Origin of the sequence: Novipirellula rosea, from assembly GCF_039541335.1 — a bacterium.
Classification (GTDB): domain Bacteria; phylum Planctomycetota; class Planctomycetia; order Pirellulales; family Pirellulaceae; genus Novipirellula; species Novipirellula rosea.
The window spans coordinates 54,869-74,691 of sequence record NZ_BAABGA010000066.1; the positions used below are offsets into that span (position 1 = coordinate 54,869).

General features: G+C 56.0%; 16 protein-coding genes. 8 read left to right on the top strand and 8 right to left on the bottom strand.

What is annotated here, in order from left to right; all coding sequences use genetic code 11:
• Positions 1 to 33 precede the first annotated feature (33 nt).
• A complete protein-coding gene (locus ABD971_RS24350; protein WP_339938997.1) occupies positions 34 to 435 on the top strand; it encodes a hypothetical protein in 402 nt (133 codons plus the stop codon).
• Positions 436 to 506: 71 nt separating this feature from the next.
• Here the strand turns inward: ABD971_RS24350 and ABD971_RS24355 are convergent, their stop codons facing one another.
• Positions 507 to 827, bottom strand: a complete 321-nt coding sequence (locus ABD971_RS24355; protein ID WP_345326382.1) for a hypothetical protein — start codon at positions 825 to 827, stop codon at positions 507 to 509.
• Positions 828 to 1,158: 331 nt separating this feature from the next.
• Between ABD971_RS24355 and ABD971_RS24360 the strand changes: the two genes are divergently transcribed.
• The 4 genes from ABD971_RS24360 to ABD971_RS24375 all read left to right on the top strand — a co-directional run bounded on the left by ABD971_RS24360 (position 1,159) and on the right by ABD971_RS24375 (position 7,077).
• A complete protein-coding gene (locus tag ABD971_RS24360) occupies positions 1,159 to 2,424 on the top strand; it encodes an NAD(P)/FAD-dependent oxidoreductase (protein ID WP_345326384.1) in 1,266 nt (421 codons plus the stop codon).
• A 119-nt stretch (positions 2,425 to 2,543) separates the two neighbouring features.
• Positions 2,544 to 3,896: a hypothetical protein gene (locus ABD971_RS24365; RefSeq protein WP_345326388.1), complete on the top strand. Its 1,353-nt coding sequence runs from the start codon at positions 2,544 to 2,546 to the stop codon at positions 3,894 to 3,896.
• Positions 3,897 to 4,157: 261 nt separating this feature from the next.
• Positions 4,158 to 5,513 (top strand): PQQ-binding-like beta-propeller repeat protein, encoded by a 1,356-nt coding sequence (locus tag ABD971_RS24370; protein ID WP_345326390.1) that lies wholly within the window; start codon positions 4,158 to 4,160, stop codon positions 5,511 to 5,513.
• 76 nt (positions 5,514 to 5,589) lie between these two features.
• On the top strand, positions 5,590 to 7,077 hold the full coding sequence (locus tag ABD971_RS24375; protein ID WP_345326392.1) for a hypothetical protein: 1,488 nt from the start codon (positions 5,590 to 5,592) through the stop codon (positions 7,075 to 7,077).
• Here ABD971_RS24375 and ABD971_RS24380 read toward each other — a convergent pair.
• From ABD971_RS24380 to ABD971_RS24410, 7 genes are all read right to left on the bottom strand, one after another.
• A complete protein-coding gene (locus tag ABD971_RS24380) occupies positions 7,063 to 7,815 on the bottom strand; it encodes a polyprenol monophosphomannose synthase (RefSeq protein ID WP_345326394.1) in 753 nt (250 codons plus the stop codon). The genes ABD971_RS24375 and ABD971_RS24380 overlap by 15 nt on opposite strands.
• A 129-nt stretch (positions 7,816 to 7,944) precedes the next feature.
• Entirely contained in the window at positions 7,945 to 8,364 is a 420-nt protein-coding gene (locus tag ABD971_RS24385; protein ID WP_345326395.1) for a hypothetical protein, read from the bottom strand.
• Between the two features lie 13 nt (positions 8,365 to 8,377).
• Positions 8,378 to 10,216, bottom strand: coding sequence for an ExeA family protein (locus tag ABD971_RS24390; protein ID WP_345326397.1), 1,839 nt, complete (start codon positions 10,214 to 10,216; stop codon positions 8,378 to 8,380).
• A 201-nt stretch (positions 10,217 to 10,417) separates the two neighbouring features.
• On the bottom strand, positions 10,418 to 11,428 hold the full coding sequence (locus ABD971_RS24395) for an NAD-dependent epimerase (protein WP_345326399.1): 1,011 nt from the start codon (positions 11,426 to 11,428) through the stop codon (positions 10,418 to 10,420).
• A 268-nt stretch (positions 11,429 to 11,696) separates the two neighbouring features.
• Positions 11,697 to 11,894 (bottom strand): hypothetical protein, encoded by a 198-nt coding sequence (locus tag ABD971_RS24400; RefSeq protein WP_008706582.1) that lies wholly within the window; start codon positions 11,892 to 11,894, stop codon positions 11,697 to 11,699.
• Between the two features lie 64 nt (positions 11,895 to 11,958).
• Positions 11,959 to 13,815, bottom strand: a complete 1,857-nt coding sequence (gene glmS / locus ABD971_RS24405) for a glutamine--fructose-6-phosphate transaminase (isomerizing) (protein WP_345326404.1) — start codon at positions 13,813 to 13,815, stop codon at positions 11,959 to 11,961.
• Positions 13,816 to 14,326: 511 nt separating this feature from the next.
• Positions 14,327 to 15,073, bottom strand: coding sequence for a hypothetical protein (locus tag ABD971_RS24410; RefSeq protein ID WP_345326406.1), 747 nt, complete (start codon positions 15,071 to 15,073; stop codon positions 14,327 to 14,329).
• 210 nt (positions 15,074 to 15,283) lie between these two features.
• Between ABD971_RS24410 and ABD971_RS24415 the strand changes: the two genes are divergently transcribed.
• The 3 genes from ABD971_RS24415 to leuD all read left to right on the top strand — a co-directional run bounded on the left by ABD971_RS24415 (position 15,284) and on the right by leuD (position 19,779).
• Entirely contained in the window at positions 15,284 to 17,530 is a 2,247-nt protein-coding gene (locus ABD971_RS24415; protein ID WP_345326408.1) for a S8 family peptidase, read from the top strand.
• A gap of 134 nt (positions 17,531 to 17,664) precedes the next feature.
• Positions 17,665 to 19,107, top strand: coding sequence for a 3-isopropylmalate dehydratase large subunit (leuC, locus tag ABD971_RS24420; RefSeq protein ID WP_425571363.1), 1,443 nt, complete (start codon positions 17,665 to 17,667; stop codon positions 19,105 to 19,107).
• Positions 19,108 to 19,185: 78 nt separating this feature from the next.
• Positions 19,186 to 19,779 carry a 3-isopropylmalate dehydratase small subunit gene (gene leuD, locus ABD971_RS24425; protein WP_339939024.1) on the top strand — a complete coding sequence of 198 codons (594 nt, stop codon included), beginning with the start codon at positions 19,186 to 19,188 and terminating at the stop codon, positions 19,777 to 19,779.
• Positions 19,780 to 19,823 lie beyond the last annotated feature (44 nt).

The window sequence follows — 19,823 nt, forward strand, 5'->3', positions numbered from 1 at the left end:
TACGACCTTATTCCCAACAGCGAGCATGCAACCATGAACGCGTTCACCGATTCGGAACTAGCGGCTTTTCTGGACGAAGCGTTGCCAGCGAACCGCAGCTCGGAACTCGAGCAAGCGTTACGCAGCGACGCCTCGCTACGCAAACGGTTGATCGAAATCCAAGGACGTGACGCTGCAGGGCTGCATACGATCGCGGGAATTTGGCGACGCGAACGATTGTCGTGTCCGTCACGTTCGGAACTTGGCCAATACATTCTTGGCACACTTGATGCCGAACCGAATGACTACATCCGCTTCCATCTCGAAGAAGTCGGATGTCGCTACTGCCAAGCCAACTTGGTGGATTTGAAAGAATCCTCCCAGGACCAAGTTCAACCGGTCGTCCGTCGCAGCCGGTTCTTTCAAACCAGTGCCGGCTACCTGCGAAAAGAATAGCGAGGGCACTACACCTCGCGATTACCTTCCCATCGATTCGCAGGTTGCCAGCACACGAAACGGCACACACGCTACGCCGCATGATGCATCATCTGCTCGAGTCGATCGAGGGTGGTGACCATTTGGTTCCACTGGTTCATCACTTCCAAAGTCGACATGACTACGGCGTCGCTGCGATCAAAGCCTCGCTCACTGATCGTGATCCGTTTGGCCAACATGATCACGGTGCTCATTTCCGAACCCTCGCGATCCGATTTTGAGTGAGAAAGCTCGTCGTCGACGGGCAAAACTTGCTGCATCGCTTCGTGGACGGCCCAAATGGCAGCCTTGCGGCTCGATTCTGCTTGAACGACGGTACGCAAATTTCCGGATTGAACGTAAAACTTAGCCATGATCAAACTCCGCGGGATGTTTTATGATTTTGTGTTTTTGATTTTGAAGGGGTGCCACTTTCGGCTACTTACTTCATCGCATCCGCGGTGACACGTTAGGTCAAAACGCAATAAAAAGTTCAAAAATGTGGAATAGGCTTTCAAGCTGCCATCCGGTTTACGTTTGAGAACTTCGGATTGTAGCCGGACGTCTCGGGACGTCCGTGCAATCCGGCGCCGGAGACGCCACGCGATATTTTCTCCTGCTGCAGTGAAACTTGACTTGGGCCTAACGTGTTTTCTGTCAAGATGCAGCATTCAGTCGAACTCCCCAATTTCCGAAAGCAACTCAATGCTAAACGCAACAGCAAGCGATTCGTACGATGTCATCATTGTCGGCGCGGGGCTGGCGGGACTCTCGTGTGCGGTCAAGCTTGCTGAGGCAGGACGCTCGATCACGGTGCTCGAGGCGAGTGATCGCGCCGGAGGCCGAGTTCGCACCGATCATATCGACGGCTTCACCCTGGACTATGGTTTCCAAGTGTTGTTGACGGCGTATCCCGCTTGCCGCGAACTTCTCGATTACAAACAGCTCGAGTTGTGTCATTTTTCTCCGGGAGCATTGATACGGCAAAACGGTGAGTTTGCACTGCTGAGTGATCCATGGCGACGTCCCTTGGACATCGCCGCAACCGCCAAAAACACCGTTGGGTCGCTCGCAGACAAATGTCGCATCTCCAAACTTCGCAGTGCCAGCCGCGCGGGGTCACTCGAGGACGTTTACACCCGAGAGCAAACGACGACGCTCGAACGACTGAAGTCCAATGGATTCTCGGACCGCATCATTGACCAATTCTTTCGCCCCTTCCTTGGCGGCGTGTACTTGGATGAATCACTCGTCATGCCTAGCCGGATGCTTGAGTTCGTCTTTCGCATGTTCAGCCAAGGCCACGTCTCGGTTCCTGCGGGCGGGATGGCTGAAATTCCACGACAACTCACTGACCGATTGCCACGCGGCACGCTGCAACTGAAAACACCCGTTGCGGGACTACAGCCTGGGGCTGCTGAAACGACCGTCGAATTGACCGACGGTCGCACGCTGCGGGCCAAGCAGGTCGTGATCGCCACCGAAAGCAGTGCGGCGGCAAGTCTACTCGGAGAAGAATCGCTGGACACCAAGTGGTCGGGAACCACCACCGTTTATTACGGAGCGAGCGAAGCCCCACTGCAACGACGACGCTTGCTACTGCGAGGTGACGAGTCGGGACCGATTCAAACCGCCGCCGTCATGTCGAACGTTGCGCCACGCTACGCGCCGAGCGGCCAGCACCTGATCTCAGTCAGCACCGAACTGAGTCAAAATATCGATCCCGATACGCTCGACCACTCACTCCGCCCGCAATTGATTCAGTGGTTTGGCGAGCAGGCCGGCGAATGGAGGCGATTGCAGATCTATCACGTGCCATTCGGGCTGCCGAAACTAACACTTGATCCCGTGATGCAGCCGGTGACGACAGCTCGCGATGGCGTCTCTGTGTGTGGCGATCACCGTGAAACGCCCAGTATCCAAGGGGCGATGAACAGCGGCCTGCGAGTCGCCCAGGCGATCTTGCACTAGCGGCATTCGATGACAGGCAGGATGCCTATCCCACATTTCGGCGATGCTACAATGAAGGAAGGACGATCACGAATTGGGTCGTGGTGTTCCTCCCCTGCTGAAAGCGGAGCCCGATGACCATGCCGAAATCATCATTGTCGGAATTTGATTGGAAATGTCAGCCACAAGCCGCCATGCGGATCGATCAATGGACCGAAGAGTTTGTGCGTGACAATCGCTTTGTCGCCAACTTGCAGACACGGATGTTAGAGGAAACCGGGACACGATTAAGCGATTGGCTCGATCACATTTCGCTGCCGTTTTCCGTGGAAACCGAATCGCTGCTGTCGCAATCAGGTTTCCAATTACGACATGAACCTGGCGACGCGATTTGGCAGCACCCCGACGGCTTGTTTCCTGATGTCGTGCTAGGGAGCTTCCCCAAACGACGACTGACCATCCAAGTCGAATCGGTAGTCGATTTCCTCGTCGCTCATCGCGTGACGAATCCGATCCAAGGACGGCCCTATTCGTCACTTCGACTCGCGTGCGTTTCGGAAACCGAGTCGACAGAGTTTTGGGTGGCCGAGCGGCACGGGGATGTCGGTTTCAAACCGAGTGAAGCGGCCGAGATCAATGTCGATGCGATCCTGAAACACCAAGAAGCGTTCTTGTTACGGCAACGTGACTTTGCGTCGGACGAAGAGGGCTTTGCCCATGCACGGGCGTTGATTGATGCGGCCAAAGAGGACCTGGGCCAGGATCGCACTTGCGATTTGTTCTTTGCCGCCGAACGCCGTTATTGGGAAAGCCGCAACCGGGCAGCGCGTGTTCAAAAATCACGCCAAGACGAACTTGGACTCGGCTGGGCCAATCATGACCACCACACCTACCGCAGCAGCCGCAAACACTTTCCTCGCTTGATCTCGCTATTAGAACAACTTGGGTTTCAGTGTCGTGAACGGTTTTACGGAGGTGCCGAAGCGGGCTGGGGAGCTCAGGTGTTAGAGCAACCCGCAACCGGAGTGGTCATCTTTGCCGACGTCGATTTGACTGCCGAAGAGGTGTCGGGCGATTTTGCTCACGAACCGTTGCCGCCCCGCGATCAACTTGGCACCGTCGGGCTGTGGTGCAAACTGCACGGCGAAGCCGTATTGCAAGCGGGCATGCATCACTTGGAATGCCAATTCGATTTTGATGCGGCACGCACTCAATTGGCCGAGCGAGGTATCCAAACGATGGCTCCGTTCACTGATTTTGATTTCCTGAAACAGGCGTTTACGCAGGGAGAGATGTGGCCCGTTGCGGACGGGCGGATCGAACAAGCGGCGAGCGAAGGCGTGATCACGGCCGAGCAAGCCGAGCGGTTCCGCAAATCGGGCAGCATCGGTTCGCACTTAGAAATCCTGCAGCGTGACGATGGCTACAAAGGATTCAACCAAACAGGAATCAATGAAATCATCCGTAAAACCGACCCGCGTTACGCCCGCTAGAGGAGCGAATAATCTCGCGTTTCCGGTAGTGGACGAGGCGACGAGTCTCCTTTTCTTGTTTTTTGCGATGGACTCGTTGCCTCGTCCACTACGCACGACGATGGACTCAGTTGTCGCGGATTCTTGATTCTGCGATCTTGACATCAGCCCTCGGTACTTTATTTCGCTTAGAATGTCGCTGACAATCTAGCGAGTCGCTTTCATCCCGCGACTGGCATGCATGCCTCCCCTTTTTGCTCCGCAACTCTTGGACCCGACGCAATGATTCTGGACACTGCAGCGATAACCATTCGATCCCTGTTAATGCTTGCTGCGACCAGCGTGCTGGCTGCGAACTTTGCCTCGGCCGACGACTGGCCGCAATGGATGGGCCCAACCCGTGACGGCAATTACAACGAAACGGGAGTAATCGATTCGATTCCCGCCGATGGACTGCCGATCAAATGGCGTGTTCCCGTCGAAGGTGGCTACGCGGGTCCCGCCGTCGTCGGCGACCGCATCTACCTGATGGATTACAAACGGACCAAGGGAACGTTGGTCGAAGAACCGGGTGCGAAACCGGAACTCGAAGGGACCGAACGACTGCTCTGCCTTGATGCCACCACCGGTAAACAAATTTGGAAATATGAATATCCATGTAGCTACCGAATCAGCTACCCCGTGGGTCCACGAGCGACACCGACGGTTGTCGGCGGAATCGTTGCCATCCTGGGGGCGCAAGGCGACTTGGCGGTTCTGGATGCACAGAGCGGAAAGCTCAAGTGGCACATCAACCTGCCTAAAAAATTCAACGCCGAAACTCCGACATGGGGATTCGCAGCACATCCGTTGGTAACCGATGACATGGTCGTGACGATGGTGGGGGGCGAGGGACAAGCCGTGGTCGCGTTTGACCGAAGCACGGGCGAGGTGAAATGGAAAGCTCTGTCCAGCACCGACGCAGGCTATTGTCCGCCATCGATCATCCAGGCGGGTGGCACGACTCAGTTGATCGCATGGCATCCGCAAGCGGTAGCATCGCTGAATCCGAAAACAGGCGAGACTTATTGGACCGTCCCGCTGGTTCCCGATTACGGCATGTCGATCAGCCAACCTCAACGCAGTGGCGAGTACTTGTTCGCCAGCGGAATTAAAGACAAATCACTGATGTTGAAACTCGACGCAAACAAACCGGAGGTCAGCGAACTATGGGCAGGTGCCCCCAAAACGTCCTTAAGCGTTTCCACCATGACGCCCCTGATTCACGATGGGTTGATGTTTGGAACCGATGAAACGCTCGGGGCGTTGGTGGCTGCGAAGGTCGAAGATGGTGAGCGACTTTGGCAAACCTACGAACCGGTTCGTCCCGATCACGAACGACGTCTTAATGCCGGAACCGCCTTCGTCACACGGCATACGCCCACTGGACACTATTTCCTGTTTGGCGAAGACGGCCATTTTTCGGTCGCTGACATGGATGCCGATGGTTATCATTCGCGAGGGCAAGTGAAAGTGATCGAGCCCACGCAAACTGCCTTCGGACGCAAAGTCGTATGGAGCCATCCGGCTTACGCCAACAAAACCGCCTACGTGCGTAACGACAAAGAACTGGTTGCCATCGACTTGGCCAAACCTTAAGACGGGAACTCACACTCCTGCGTCGTGGATCTTTAGCTAGATCCGCTACAACAATTCCTCCACTTGGAATCCATTGATGAGATGTCTGCGTCGTGCCGCCTTGGCTGGTCTGATTCTAGCCGTTTCCTCGTCTGCCACTTCGGCATCGGCGAGGGCAGCGGATGTCTTTTTGACGCTTGGCGGCGGCTACTCGCCGTCGGGAAACCAAGCTTCGCTCGAACGCAACGTGCTGTTCTTTCAGCGATTGCTGAAGGATCGTGGTCTGGATGAAAACGAGAACGACATCTATTTTTCGGATGGCGACCATCCTGACGACGACCTGCAAGTGATCGACCGAACATCGATTCCCAAGGCCAATCAGTTGATGGCCGAATTCTTTGGAAGCCAACGCGACCTTGGACTGTCGTACCGCAACCATAGCATCGACAACGTCCGCGGATCGACATCGCCGAAAAATATCCAAAAGTGGTTTGATGACGTCGGTTCGACGATGCAGAAGGGTGACCGGTTGGTGCTGTACGTTACCGCCCACGGCAGCGAAAGCCAGACTCGCAATCAACCCTATAACACTTCGATCTCGCTGTGGAACCACACCAAGATCACGGTCAGCGAGCTGTCAAAAATGCTGGACCAATTGCCCGAAGGGGTCAGCGTGGTGACGATCATGGTGCAGTGTCATGCGGGCGGTTTTGCTCGGCTGGTGTACAACGAAGGGGATCCAGACAAAGGCCGCTCGTCGCAAAAGCGAAGTGGCTTCTTTGCCACCGTTCACGATCGCCCCGCCGCCGGATGCACTCCCGATATCGACGAAGCCTCGTACGTCGAATACAGCACCTATTTCTGGGAGGCGATCGCGGGACGAACGCGACTAAATCAACCGGTCGACCCGCCCGACTATGACAACGATGGCGTGGTTTCGTTCGAAGAAGCGCACGCTTACACCATTTTGAAAAGCGATACGATCGATTTGCCGATCAAGACCTCGGGAGAATTCCTGGGCGAAGAGAGTGGTTTTCAAGATGACCAACATCCCGACTTGCTGCCGCGGGATCTGGAGTACAGCGAGCTGCTGAAATATGCCACTCCGGCGGACCGTGCGGTGCTCGAGGGTTTGTCGGCGCAACTAGAACTCGAGGGCGAACATCGCTTGGAGGCGGCAGAACGCAAAAAGGACGAGCGTCGGCCTCGCGGACGCGGTCGATCACGTCCCACGACCACCGACAACAGTGCATCGCTGAGACGCAAAATCGCCAACGATCTGCGAGGCAAATGGCCGGCACTCGCCAACCCACTTAACCCGATCGGGATTGAGTTGATGACCGATCGCAGCGATGACTTTATCCATGCGATCGAATCCCATCCCGATTATGCCAAGTACCGCGAGCTCGCTGACGCGAACCAAAACAGCTTGAATGACCGCGAGAAATTGGTGAAGTACGAACGCTTCATTCGCACCGCCGAAGATGTGATTTTGCGAGAGAATCTGACTCGGCTAGGCGACGCCAACACCATCGCGGCGTTCGAAGCGATCATCCAAGGCGAAACCGGATCACTTGAACGCTAAGCGGAAAATTTGGAACGCCGAGCGGGCGGCTTCGCGGAACGTCAACTTGCTTTGGCCTCGCTGACGCTCGGTAAAGGTGATCGGCACTTCGGCCATCACGGCGTTGCGGCGATCCATCAGCACGAGTAGCTCTTCGAGCAACGCGTAGCCTCGGCAATTCCAATCGCCAAGATTCAATCGGCGGAGCGAATCGACGCGATAGCACCGCATCGAACCGCTGCAATCTTTGACCGGCAATCGCAAACAGAGCGTGGCAAACGAATTGACCATGCGGCTCATGATCCGTCGACGCAGCGGCCATCCAACGATCTTGCCGCCGGTGACATAGCGAGAACCGACGACGACATCGATTTCGGAATTCGCAGTCGCGCGTTCGAGCAACGCCGGCAATTGGGCGGGATCATGACTGAGATCCCCATCGAGATTCAAAAAATAGTCATACGAATGTTCGATCGCATCAGACATCGCACAACGAATCGCACTGCCGAGGCCCCGTTCATGCTCGCGAACCGTGACGCGTACCTGAGGATCGACGCGAGCCAAATCAGACGCGATTCCTGCGGTGCCGTCGGGTGAGTTATCGTCGACGATCAACAGATCCGCCTCGGGCAACGACGCTCGCAACCGCTCGATCATCGTGGCAATGTTCGAAGCTTCGTTGTACGTGCACACCCCTACCAACACGCGGCAGCGAGGATCCTGGGTCGGATTCGATAAAGGGTTAGCGGCTTCGGACAACGGCGATCAGAAGGGTCAGATAGGGACGAATCAGGCAAACAAACATCCCTCGAAACAAAGCTTCGGGACCAGTCACCCACGGAATTTTCAACACAGATTGTAGCGCCGCTGGTTCAATTTGCGACCCTGCTATGCCGCCGATTCCGAAATTCCGATCGGAGTGATCCAGGAGGGCAACGCGGCTGAGGTGTCGGCGATCCCCACCACAAACGCAGCGTCTCGCGGCGTGCCATCGGTCAGAGGACGCGCGATCGCGGCGGTCCAGGCCAAATGAAGGTGACGCCCCTCGTGATTGCCACGCGAGAGGACACGATTGATCCGGCTCGCCTGAAACGCAAACAAGCGGTTAGACGTCGCTTGCCAAAGACCGCCGATCGGACGCAAAACGTCGAATCGCACTTGACGGATTCCTGCGTCGACAAACGCATTGCCAAGCGACTCATAAAAGGCCGCTCGCATTCCAAAACGCTCAGGCAGAATCAAAGCCGGCGTCCGCTGGTCCTGCTGACGAACCTGAATCATCCACTGAGCGATTTGAGAGAGCGACATTGCTTCACCTACTTTAAACTTCGCTGCCGGTTCGCATCCGCTGCAGCATGCTGTGGAAGTCAACCGACACTTCGCTTTCGTTGCGATCCAAGTAGGTCGATTTTGGCGAGCGAGAGAGATCGACGTCTTCTTCGATGACCAACAAATCACTGTCGTCACGAACGGTCAATCGCAGCGAACCTTCCGAAAGATCCTTGCGGATATAGGTTTCCGGTTCACACGAATCGGCATCGCCCGCGTTGTCGTCGCGATTCAACCGCAGCGTAGCAGGCGATTCTTCGACTTCGTCGGCGATCAATTCTAGATCGGCCACTTCCTCGTTTTGCGATTCCGCCCACTGCGGATCGGATGCTTCGTGCAGTGCAAAGAAATTTGCGCCGGATGCCATGTCGGCGATGCCAATGATCTCTTGATGCAACATCGATTCGAGATCATCGCATTGATTGTCCGAGCAATAAGAATCGCATGAATGAGATCCCGAGGCATCAAACTCGGTCGCATGATCCTGGTCGCATTCAACCACGACCGGTTGCGAGCCAACCGGCTGACTTGCGGGAGGCTGGTCCAGAATCGGAGCGGCGGCTTTCGCACTGCCTTTAAGACAAACCTCTTCTTCGTCATCAAATTCACCAAAGATCGCGCTAGGGTCTTTGACCGTGACGCGACGTTCGGCAAGGCTGCTTACTTTCGAAACCGGAAACGAAACGAGCGAATGGTATTGAGTCTCGCCTTTGGTCATGCCTTCGACGTCGCCATCGGAAAACATCTCGGCACTGAGCATGTTTTCTCGCATTGTCGAAGCGACCAAGTCGTGATGATCGTCCGACAGATCCGACTCGGAAGTGACGTCTGCCGAGTTTTCACAGGCGACTTCAGCGTCCGTTTCACACTCATCCGCAGCCAAAGCTTCCTGTTCGTCGAGGGTGTCGACTTCGCCTCGGGATGCGATATTAGCCAATGGGCTTGAATCAAGTTCGTCGAGCTCGCCAAATTCAACCGGGGCTCCTTCCTGTTTCACACCGGGTGCTTCGATCATCGGGCTTGGCAATTGTTGCAATTGAGCCCAGGCGCGGTCGATCGTGTGGTCGGTGATCAAAGATTCGTCGGCCGCTTCGGCGATATCGATCGCTTCGGTCATGATTTGGTTGACCAGACGCGGCACGCCACAACAGGCATGGTGCACAGCGGCAAGCGCTTCGTCGGTAATCGTCGCAGCAGGATCGGCACCACAGCACTGGATTGTTTCGCTGACGTAATGACGCGTCTCGTCCGCGTTCATGGGGTGCAAGTAACAACGGGCGGCGATACGTTGCGAAAACGGCTCCATCGACGGAGCGGCAAGTGTGTCATCGAGCCGGACTCCGCCCACCACAACGGCAAACACGCGAGGCTGTCCACCGCTTTGGATGTTGGTCGACATGCGGATCGCCTCGAGCACTTCGGCGCTGAGCGCTTGTGCTTCATCGACAATGATCAACAACCCGTCGTTGGGTGGATCGTTGTCGCAAACACGGTCGACCAATGCCAACTGCAGATCGGCATCAGCGATCCCGCGGTAATCGGCACCAAGATGATGCAGCAGATGACGCAAATAGGCTGCTCGGGTGTCGATCGGCGTTTCGCCCAGGATCACCACGTCGTGAGTTTGACGATAGCGATCGACCAACAGCGAACAAAGCAGCGACTTGCCGGTGCCCGGAGGTCCGACGACCAGCGAGACGCCTTCACGGGCATCCACGCTGCGGCAGACACGCGTCATCGCGTCGGCGATCGAACCAAGCGGAACGTACCGTGAAACACTTGGGAATGCTGGAAACGGTGGAGTCACGTATTGTTGATCGGGGCGTTGCATGGGTCGAGAACTTCTTGTTTCGAGGGGGCGTTGAAGCGTTTGCGTTTTGCTAGTACAGCGGCTTTAACAGCTTCTTTGTGACACATTGCCCCCTTAGAACCAAAAACCACCGAGCAGGGCAATGCATCTAATCACTAGGATCGACATAACCGTTACAAATCCTAAACCCAATCGGAAGAGAAGTCCGAAAAAAGTTGGCGACTAGACTTTGTAGTAGCTGCGGTACCAATCGACGAACGCTTTGACCCCGGTTTCGATTGACGTTTTGGGGCGGAATCCGACGGCGTCTTCCAGCGCATCGACGTCGGCAAAGGTGGCTGGCACGTCGCCCGGTTGCATCGGCATCATGTTCTTGACCGCCTTGATGCCAATCGCGTCCTCGATCACTTCGATAAAGTGTGCGAGTTCGACGGGTTGATTGTTGCCGATATTGAAGACACGGTAAGGTGCTTTGCTGGTTGCCGGGTCGGGATTATTGCTGTCCCAATTCGGATTGGGCTGGGCAATCTGTTCCGATACGCGATGCACGCCTTCGACGATATCGTCGATGTAGGTAAAGTCACGTTGCATCTTGCCGTGATTAAACACGTTGATCGGCTTGCCTTCCAAAATCGCTTTGGTGAACAGGAACAACGCCATATCGGGACGTCCCCAAGGCCCGTAGACGGTAAAGAAACGCAGCCCCGTCGTCGGCAGACCATAGAGATGGCTGTAGGTGTGCGCGGTCAGCTCATTTCCCTTCTTTGTCGCCGCATACAGGCTAAGCGGATGGTCGACGCGGTCATGCACCGAGAATGGCATCTGAGTGCAACCGCCATACACGCTGCTGCTGCTGGCGTAGGTCAAGTGTGGCGTCTTGGCGTGACGGCAAGCTTCGAGCACGTTCATGAACGCGACCACATTGCTTGTTACGTAGGCGTGAGGATTTTCGAGCGAGTAACGGACACCGGCTTGCGCAGCCAAGTGCACGACACGGCTGAAGTCATGTTTGCGAAACACATCCATCACCGCGGTGGTGTCCGCAAGATCCGATTCAATCGGAGTGAAGTTGTCAAAATCAAGCAGTTGAGCAAGCCGGTCACGTTTCAATTGAACGTCGTAGTAGTCATTAACGATGTCGATACCGACGACGTCGACACCCTGCTTCAGAAGTCGCAAGGCGAGATGATAACCAATGAATCCGGCGGTGCCGGTAACAAGGTAAGTGCTCATGAATGGATCGGGTTCAAGGACCAGAGTATGGAGAGAGAGGGGGTGAGGGGGGGGGGACAGGCTAAATGCAGCCCAGGGTGACAGTTGTTGTCACGGAACCTTCACGAAAGCCGTGAAGCACGAGAGAGCGTCCGGCTTAAAAAACGGCAACCCGAAGCGTAAGCGAGGGACGGAGTCCCGAATAAGATTCTCTCGCTTACGCCTCGGGTTAAGCCGGAGATGTTGAACAGGACCCCAGCGAATCCCCACTTTGATTGGGAATCTGCGTTTAGACGGGTTCTTCGATCATCGCCACGGAATCGTGAACGCCGGGCACGATACGAGTCACACTGACTTTGGTTTGCCGAAGCTCTTCAATCTCGGCGGCCATTTGAGCGATCAAATCCGCCACTTCCTTGCCTGCGGATTCACCAATGTTGATCATCAATGCTTTGCGTGAATTGTCGCTGAGTCGATTCTTTTTCATGGTTGCGTTCTTTTTCAATCGAGAAAGAGGAGAAGAGTGTTTTTACTTAGGAGGAAAATCGGGGTTACTCTACCGTCACACTTTTTGCCAAGTTTCGCGGCTTATCCACATCGCATCCTCGCAAAAGCGCGATGTGATACGACAACAATTGCAGTGGCACGACATTCACGATCGGCTGCAAAAATTCGGCGACTTGAGGCACCGCGATCACGTCGTCGGCGACCGCTTGGACTTGCGGGTCATCTTCACTCGCCAACGCGATCACGGGACCGCCACGAGCTTTGACCTCTTCCATGTTCGACATCACTTTGTCGTACGTCGTGCCGCGAGGAATGATAAACACGCTTGGAGTTTCGTCATCGACAAGCGCGATCGGACCATGCTTCATTTCCGCCGCTGGATATCCCTCAGCGTGTATGTAGCTGATCTCTTTTAACTTCAGCGCCCCTTCGAGCGCGGTGGGGAAATTGTACTGGCGACCTAAATACAAAACCGTTGATGCGTTTTGATACTTTTTGGCCACATCACGAACCTGTTCGTTACACGTCAACGCTTGCTGGACGGCGTTGGGCAGTTGCCGCAAATCTTCGATGATCGACTTGCCGCTTTCGAAACTGAGATGCCGCAGTCGACCAAAGTACAACGCAAGCATCGCGAGCACACAGCACTGCGACGTGAACGCCTTGGTGCTGGCGACTCCGATCTCGGGACCGGCGTGCAAGTAGACGCCTCCGTCGGCGGCCTGAGCGATCGAGCTGCCGACGACGTTACAAACCGCTAACGCGCGGTGACCTTTTCGTTTCGTTTCTCGCAGTGCTGCGAGCGTATCAGCGGTCTCACCACTTTGGGTAATCCCGAACACCAACGTGTTGTTTTCGATGGGCGGATTTCGATAGCGCAACTCGCTGGCGTATTCAACGTTGACCGGAATACGCGCGAGGTCTTCGATCAGATATTCGCCCACCAGCGCCGAGTGCCAACTGGTTCCACAGCCGGTCAAAATGATTCGTTCGACCGTTCGTAATTGTTGCGGCGTCAGATTCAAACCACCAAAGACGGCGGTCGCGTTTTCGTCGTCCAATCGGCCACGCATCGCGTTGCGAAGCGCTTCAGGTTGCTCGTAGATTTCCTTGAGCATGTAGTGGTCGAAACCTTCCAGAGAGGATTCGCCCGATTCGGTTTCCAACGGACGAATGTCGACGCGTACTTTGCCTTGATCGCGATGCAGTACCGAAAATCCCTCGGGGGTCAGTACGGCAATTTGGTGATCCGCCAAATAAACGATCCGGTCCGTACGGCCCACCAACGGCGACGCGTCGCTCGCAACAAAGTACTCGCCTTTGCCCACACCGATCACCAGCGGGCTGCCAAAGCGAGCGGCGATCATAAAGTTCGGATGATCACGAAACGCGATTGCTAAACCGTAGGTGCCGCGAAGCCGTGAAATCGCCCACTGCACCGCCGTCAGATAGCGGATGTTGGGTTGGTCAGGGGTTTCCGGCGTATTCTTTAGTCCTTCGGCGACCAGATGTGCGATCACTTCGCTGTCGGTTGCCGAAGCAAAGTGATACCCCTTGGCGATCAACTCGTCTTTGAGAACTTGAAAATTCTCGATCACGCCGTTGTGAACCAAGACCACTTCGCCATCGCCGCCGAGATGGGGATGCGCGTTCTCGACGGTCGCAGGTCCGTGCGTCGCCCAACGCGTGTGACCTAGCCCGAGTGTGCCTGTCGGTGGCACGGTCCCCAATTGCGAAGCGAGCGCATCGATACGTCCAACGGAACGAGTGACACTAAACGAAGTGCCTCCAAAAATCGCGACACCTGCACTGTCGTAGCCGCGATATTCCAAGCGACGCAAACCGTCTACCAGGAAGCTACCTGCGTTATCGCTTCCAACGTAACCGACAATTCCACACATACGTTTGCCTATTGGCGAAGGGCAGTCCCACGCAACTCGGGAATCCGAGTGTTTGAGAATGGGAAAAATGGACTCGTATGCATTCCGAATTCGCTCATCATGACACACAAACCCTGTTCAGTTTGCTGAACTTAGTTCAAAAATCCGTTCCAAGTCGAGCCTAAGTTCGCAGCGGCATCGCAAGGAAAACGGAATCGAATTGCCGAACCGAAACGCAGTCTAAAAATAGTTCGGGTGGTACGAAATGGAAAGTCAAAATGTGCCGACGGGGCAAAAGGTGCCGCTGACAACCTTTAGGCAACCACAAGGCAACTTAACACCCCATCATGGCGAAATCAACTGCCCCCATGTTGGTGTCCAGCAAGTTATCCGAGATAGGCACTAACCGGTCGCGGCACGCACGCTTTACCGTAGCGAAACTCGCCAAGAGTTTCGGATTTGGGGACGCGGGATCGGCTTCCGGCCTGTCGAGGATGTAATGAGAGGCTGGAAGCCTATCCCCCGCTTACCACTATGCCGCTTTGCGAATCGCAGGGGCGGCTGTATCGGCAAACCGCTCCCATTTACCGTTCTCGCTGTAGAACACGATCGTTTCGGGATGGCAAACGCGTCGCAGCATTGCGATGGTGTTTGGGTTTTGCCATTTGTCGGTTGGCACCCCGATTACGACCACGTCCACGCGTCCAATCGTATGGCAGACCCGAATCAGCCCGTTATCGATCGAATCGGGGAAGATTTGAGGGCTGACCCCTTCGGCGCGTACCCGTTGATGAAATTGCATCAGCGTCACGGGCCCTTCGCCCATCTCGAAAGCATCGATTGCGCAATATCGCAGCTTCGTCTCGGGATTGGACGCTTGCACAGTCGCCACGATTGCCAAGGCGCGAGCGCCGTCATCGACGCCGACTTCCAATAATGAGCCGATCTTGAGTGGTTTGAGCAGTTTGCAGAGCGCAGGCTCGACACTCCGGCTGCCAAAACCAAGGATCCCTCGCGCGGGCTTCGCGGCAGGTGTGACAGCGGACAGGGCCGCTGCGGGCTGTGCCGCTACCGGCTTAGCAAGTTCACTGCGTTTTGGCTCGCTGCGTTTGGCCGCAATAGGGGATGCCGACGCTGCAGCCGCTTTGGGCGTGCTGGCTATGGGGCTGGGTTCCGGTGTTTCACGCTGTGTTGCCGCAGCGGACTCCGCGTCGACGGTATTTTCGGTGGCTCCGTGGGTTCGACCACAGAGGGAATTCCATAGTTTACGCAGTGGCATCGGACGACAGCCTCGTGAAGGATCGAGCGTTCGCGGTTGCAGATGTAACGACTTCTCTTATTGTGTCGGCGAAATTGGCCTCACAAGTCGATCTGTGACACAAGAAGTCCGGTTGCAGCGATGGTGGGTGAGTTTGCGTCCTAGGGTTTCTGTACTAGCAGTAATCCGCAAATTCTTTTGTCTCACCCGCGCCTTTCGCCGTCAAACTCCATGAAAATCTCGGATCACCATCAAGATATCGGTGAAGCGGACGTCATCGAACTGTGTGAAGAACGGCTGGCGTTGTCAGCGAGTCTGCCCAGCGATCTGTTGCTCGAAGCTCTCAGCATCGGACTGTCCGACGACCCCCTGGACACGACTTCGGGCATCAACTCGGACTTATCATCACAACCGGAACTCCATCATGCGTCGCAGGTGACGGATGCCGATCTTGCGACCCCCGACTTGATTGAACAGGCGGCGGGAATCCGTAATCTTGCCGCCCCGGGCACCAGCCCCCTCAACGGCAGCGGACAAACTGTCGCCGTGATTGATAGCGGTGTCGCCTGGGACCACGTCGCCCTTGGAGGTGGCTTTGGCCCCGGATACCGCGTCGTCGGAGGCTGGGATTTTGCCGAAAACGACGCCAATCCCTACGACGATGGACCAGCCGGTTTCCATGGAACGCATGTTGCCGGACTGCTGGCAGGACAATCCGACTCGTTTTCTGGGGTCGCCCCCGGTGCAGATATCGTCGCGCTGCGTGTCTTTGACGATGCCGGAATGGGCCAGCTGAACTGGATCGAAGACTCGCTCAAATGGGTACACGAAAATCGAAACGCGTTTGAGTCGCCCATCACGACCGTCAACTTGTCGGTCGGAGCGGCTCTGAACGCCGATAACCTTGCCGACGCGATGTCGATCCTCGAAGACGACTTACAACTGCTTCGCGAAGACGGCATTTTGGTGTTTGCCGCCGCGGGCAACTTCTTTGGCAACTCGGTCACCGATACAAGTTTGATGTACCCCGCAGCGAGCGATGCGGTGGTCGCCGTGGGCTCGGTGAACGATCTCGGCGAACTCAGTTCATTTTCACAGCGGGACGATGGTTTGCTAGCGACCAGCGGCGAATCGGTTCGCAGCTCGGTTCCCGATCACGTCTATGGCTGGGACGGCAAGGTCAACGATTTTGCCTCACTGAACGGCACCAGCATGGCGACACCCCAAATCGCAGCGGCCTCGATGCTGGTGCGTCAAGCGATGATCGACGAAGGCGTCGAGCCGACTCCGGACGCCATTTTGGCGAGGTTGCGAGACTCGACCGTAACACGAATCGACTCCGTAACCGGGGCATCGTACAACGTCATCGATTTGCAAGCTGCGATCAGTGCCGCTGCAACCGACCCGACGGACGCCATTGAACCAGACGATACAACGGAGCAAGGCGAACAAACCGAGTTCAACCTCACTCATTTCACGGGGACGAGTGACAACGAATCGTTTGTACTCGACTTGACCAATGGAATTGAACTTCGCAGTGGCGGAAATGTCTACCGCTTTGACGCAGCCGATTCGTTGACGACGCCGATCGTGATTGATGTTGGTGCGGGAGCGGATTCACTGCACATCATCGGTTCGACCGAAGCCGAGCGATTGGTGATGCATCCGTCGACCAGCAGCGAAGCGAGCCGATTGTCGACCAACACCTTTGAAATTGAGTTTCGCGGTGTCGAGTCGGTCGTGTTTGATGGCGGTGGCGGATCGGACCGCGCGACGCTGTACGATTCCAGCGGCGACGACACGCTTCGATCGGGTCCCGACAAAACGGTGCTATCGGGAGTCGGTTTTCAATTCGAAATCAACCAGGTTTCGCGAATCTATGTCCACGCCACCGGGGGTGGTGAAGACCAAGCATTTTTGAACGATTCGGCCGGCGATGATCTGCTCGCCGTCCGGCCTCAATTCACTAGCCTTCGCAGCGACACGTCGTTCCAAGCCGCTTACGGTTTCGAGCGGGTTTATGCCTACGCCACCGCGGGTGGCAACGACACCGCGACGCTTTACGACTCTGATGGCGACGACACGATGAGTGTTTCGTCGAGCCGATCGATCATCAGCGGGCCGGGTTACCAGGTCAGTGCACGGGGTTTTGACTCGGTCGAGGCTTACGCCAGCGGCGCGGGGCACGACACGGTGAACATTTATGCCGACGACGCCAACAGCCAGTGGGACCAGACGAGTGACCGGTTGCAATGGACAGGCAGCGACGGCACGACGCGGATCGCACGTGGATTCGAGCGGATGCAGGCATTCGAGCAATACGAACCGATCGCGATCGCCCCCCAATCGCTGAATTTCGCCTCGATGATCGCCAGCGACGATGCTGCCGAACGGCTTCGCCGCGAACGTCTCGCCTCGCAAGCCGTTTTCGAGTGGCTCGGCTCAAAAAAGGTGTCGGACACCTTTTTGGGGGAATAGGAAGGCTGGGTTAAGTGAGTGCTAGAGGGACGTGGATGGGGCGAAAATTCGCTGGGCGTTGACAGTTTCGCGTTTACAGTTGACAGTAAACGTAGTAATTCTGCTCCCCTTCCATCTGCTTTCTCACGCCCAAAATGTCTCAATCTCAATCGTCTACGGGAAAATCGTCCACCCCCCGGACTATGCTCGACAAAATCTGGGACGAGCACGTCGTCTATCAAAACGAATCGGGCCCCGCGATCCTGTATGTCGATTTGCACCTGGTTCACGAGGTCACTAGCCCGCAAGCCTTCGAGGGGCTGCGTTTGGCGAATCGCCCGATTCGACGCCCCGAGCGAACGATCGCGACTCCGGACCATAACGTCCCCACCAGCGACCGTAGTTTGCCGATCGCCGACCCGATCAGCCGCAAACAGATTGAAACGCTGCGAGAAAACTGCAAAGAATTCGGCGTCACGCTGTTTGACATCGACGATGTTCGCCAAGGCATTGTGCACGTCATCGGCCCTGAAAACGGCTACACCCAACCCGGCATGACGATCGTGTGCGGCGACAGCCACACTGCGACTCACGGTGCGTTCGGCGCTTTGGCGTTCGGAATCGGCACCAGCGAAGTCGAACATGTGATGGCGACCCAAACGTTGCTGCAATTCAAACCCAAAACGTTTGAACTTCGCGTCGACGGGGCACTTTCGCGAGGCGTAACGGCCAAGGACATGATCCTGTATTTGATCGGCCAGATAGGCACCGCCGGCGGCACCGGCTACGTGCTGGAGTTCACCGGTGACTGTGTTCGCAATCTGACGATGGAAGAACGGATGACGGTCTGCAACATGTCGATCGAAGCGGGAGCTCGAGCCGGCATGATCGCTCCGGACCAAGTTACCTTTGATTACTTGCGAGGCTTGCCGGAAGTCCCCAGCGACTTCGATGCCGCCGTCGCTCGCTGGAAATCATTACCCACCGACGCCGGTGCCACCTACGACCGCTCGAACGTCTACCAAGGCAAAGACATCGAACCGCAGGTCACCTGGGGGACCAACCCTGGCCAAGTGCTCAGCGTCAGTGCGTCGGTTCCCGACCCAGCCGACTTCTCGGATGCCACCGATCAGAAATCGACGGCTCAAGCACTCGAGTACATGGGTTTGACCGCCAAAACCAAGATCCAAGATGTCTCGCTTGACCGCGTCTTCATCGGATCGTGCACCAACGCCCGAATCGAAGATTTGCGAGCGGCAGCCGAGGTGGTCAAAGGCCATCATGTGTCCAGCAAAGTCAACGCGATGGTGGTACCGGGCAGCGGGCAAGTCAAATTGCAAGCCGAAAAAGAGGGTCTCGACAAGGTATTCAAGGAAGCGGGATTCGATTGGCGTGAAGCCGGTTGCAGCATGTGCTTGGCCATGAACCCCGACAAATTGGCACCGGGTGAACGATGTGCCAGCACCAGCAATCGCAACTTTGAAGGTCGACAAGGCAAAGGGGGGCGAACGCATCTGGTCAGCCCCGCGATGGCAGCGGCCGCCGCAATCGCCGGACGTTTTACGGACATCCGCGAATGGGATTTCAAGTCGCTATAGGCTTCTTGGCTCCGCAGATCGCACCGTCACTTCAAGAAAAAAAACATCACCCCCGCTTTTGATCCCCGACCTCAACTTATGCAAAACTTCACCGTACACACCGGAAAAGCCGTTACGCTGGACCGCGCCAACGTCGACACCGACCAAATCATTCCCAAGCAGTTCCTGAAACGGATCGAGCGAACGGGGTTTGGCCAATTCTTGTTCTTCGATTGGCGTTTTCTTGATGATGGCACCACACCGAACCCCGAGTTTGAACTGAACCAACCCGAAGCTCAGGGGGCTTCAGTGCTGCTAGCACGCCAAAACTTTGGCAACGGCAGCAGTCGTGAACACGCCGTCTGGGCTTTGGATGACTACGGTTTTCGCGCGGTCATCGCTCCTTCGTTTGCCGACATCTTTTTCAACAACTGTTTCAAAAACGGCTTGCTGCCGATCGCGTTGTCGGAATCCGACATCGACGAACTGTTCAAGCGTGCGGCAGAGAATTCCGACTACGAGTTGACGGTCGACTTGGAAAAGCAAACCGTGTCGGACAAGCTTGGGTTTGAACGCAGCTTTGAAATCGACGCAAGCCGTCGCCACAACATGCTGAACGGGCTGGACGATATCGCGCTCACACTTCAGCACGAAGACAAAATCTCAGCCTACGAAGCCGCTCGCACCTGGTAGAGCACTACGATAAAAGCCCGACGCACGCGTCCCAGCTGGGTCGG

Bases quoted from the DNA above. Each gene is read 5' to 3' on its own strand.
- ABD971_RS24350 (WP_339938997.1), top strand. From the start codon at position 34: ATGAACGCGTTCACCGATTCGGAACTAGCGGCTTTTCTGGACGAAGCG.
- ABD971_RS24355 (WP_345326382.1), bottom strand. From the start codon at position 827: ATGGCTAAGTTTTACGTTCAATCCGGAAATTTGCGTACCGTCGTTCAA.
- ABD971_RS24360 (WP_345326384.1), top strand. From the start codon at position 1,159: ATGCTAAACGCAACAGCAAGCGATTCGTACGATGTCATCATTGTCGGC.
- ABD971_RS24365 (WP_345326388.1), top strand. From the start codon at position 2,544: ATGCCGAAATCATCATTGTCGGAATTTGATTGGAAATGTCAGCCACAA.
- ABD971_RS24370 (WP_345326390.1), top strand. From the start codon at position 4,158: ATGATTCTGGACACTGCAGCGATAACCATTCGATCCCTGTTAATGCTT.
- ABD971_RS24375 (WP_345326392.1), top strand. From the start codon at position 5,590: ATGAGATGTCTGCGTCGTGCCGCCTTGGCTGGTCTGATTCTAGCCGTT.
- ABD971_RS24385 (WP_345326395.1), bottom strand. From the start codon at position 8,364: ATGTCGCTCTCTCAAATCGCTCAGTGGATGATTCAGGTTCGTCAGCAG.
- ABD971_RS24390 (WP_345326397.1), bottom strand. From the start codon at position 10,216: ATGCAACGCCCCGATCAACAATACGTGACTCCACCGTTTCCAGCATTC.
- ABD971_RS24395 (WP_345326399.1), bottom strand. From the start codon at position 11,428: ATGAGCACTTACCTTGTTACCGGCACCGCCGGATTCATTGGTTATCAT.
- ABD971_RS24400 (WP_008706582.1), bottom strand. From the start codon at position 11,894: ATGAAAAAGAATCGACTCAGCGACAATTCACGCAAAGCATTGATGATC.
- glmS (WP_345326404.1), bottom strand. From the start codon at position 13,815: ATGTGTGGAATTGTCGGTTACGTTGGAAGCGATAACGCAGGTAGCTTC.
- ABD971_RS24410 (WP_345326406.1), bottom strand. From the start codon at position 15,073: ATGCCACTGCGTAAACTATGGAATTCCCTCTGTGGTCGAACCCACGGA.
- ABD971_RS24415 (WP_345326408.1), top strand. From the start codon at position 15,284: ATGAAAATCTCGGATCACCATCAAGATATCGGTGAAGCGGACGTCATC.
- leuC (WP_425571363.1), top strand. From the start codon at position 17,665: ATGTCTCAATCTCAATCGTCTACGGGAAAATCGTCCACCCCCCGGACT.
- leuD (WP_339939024.1), top strand. From the start codon at position 19,186: ATGCAAAACTTCACCGTACACACCGGAAAAGCCGTTACGCTGGACCGC.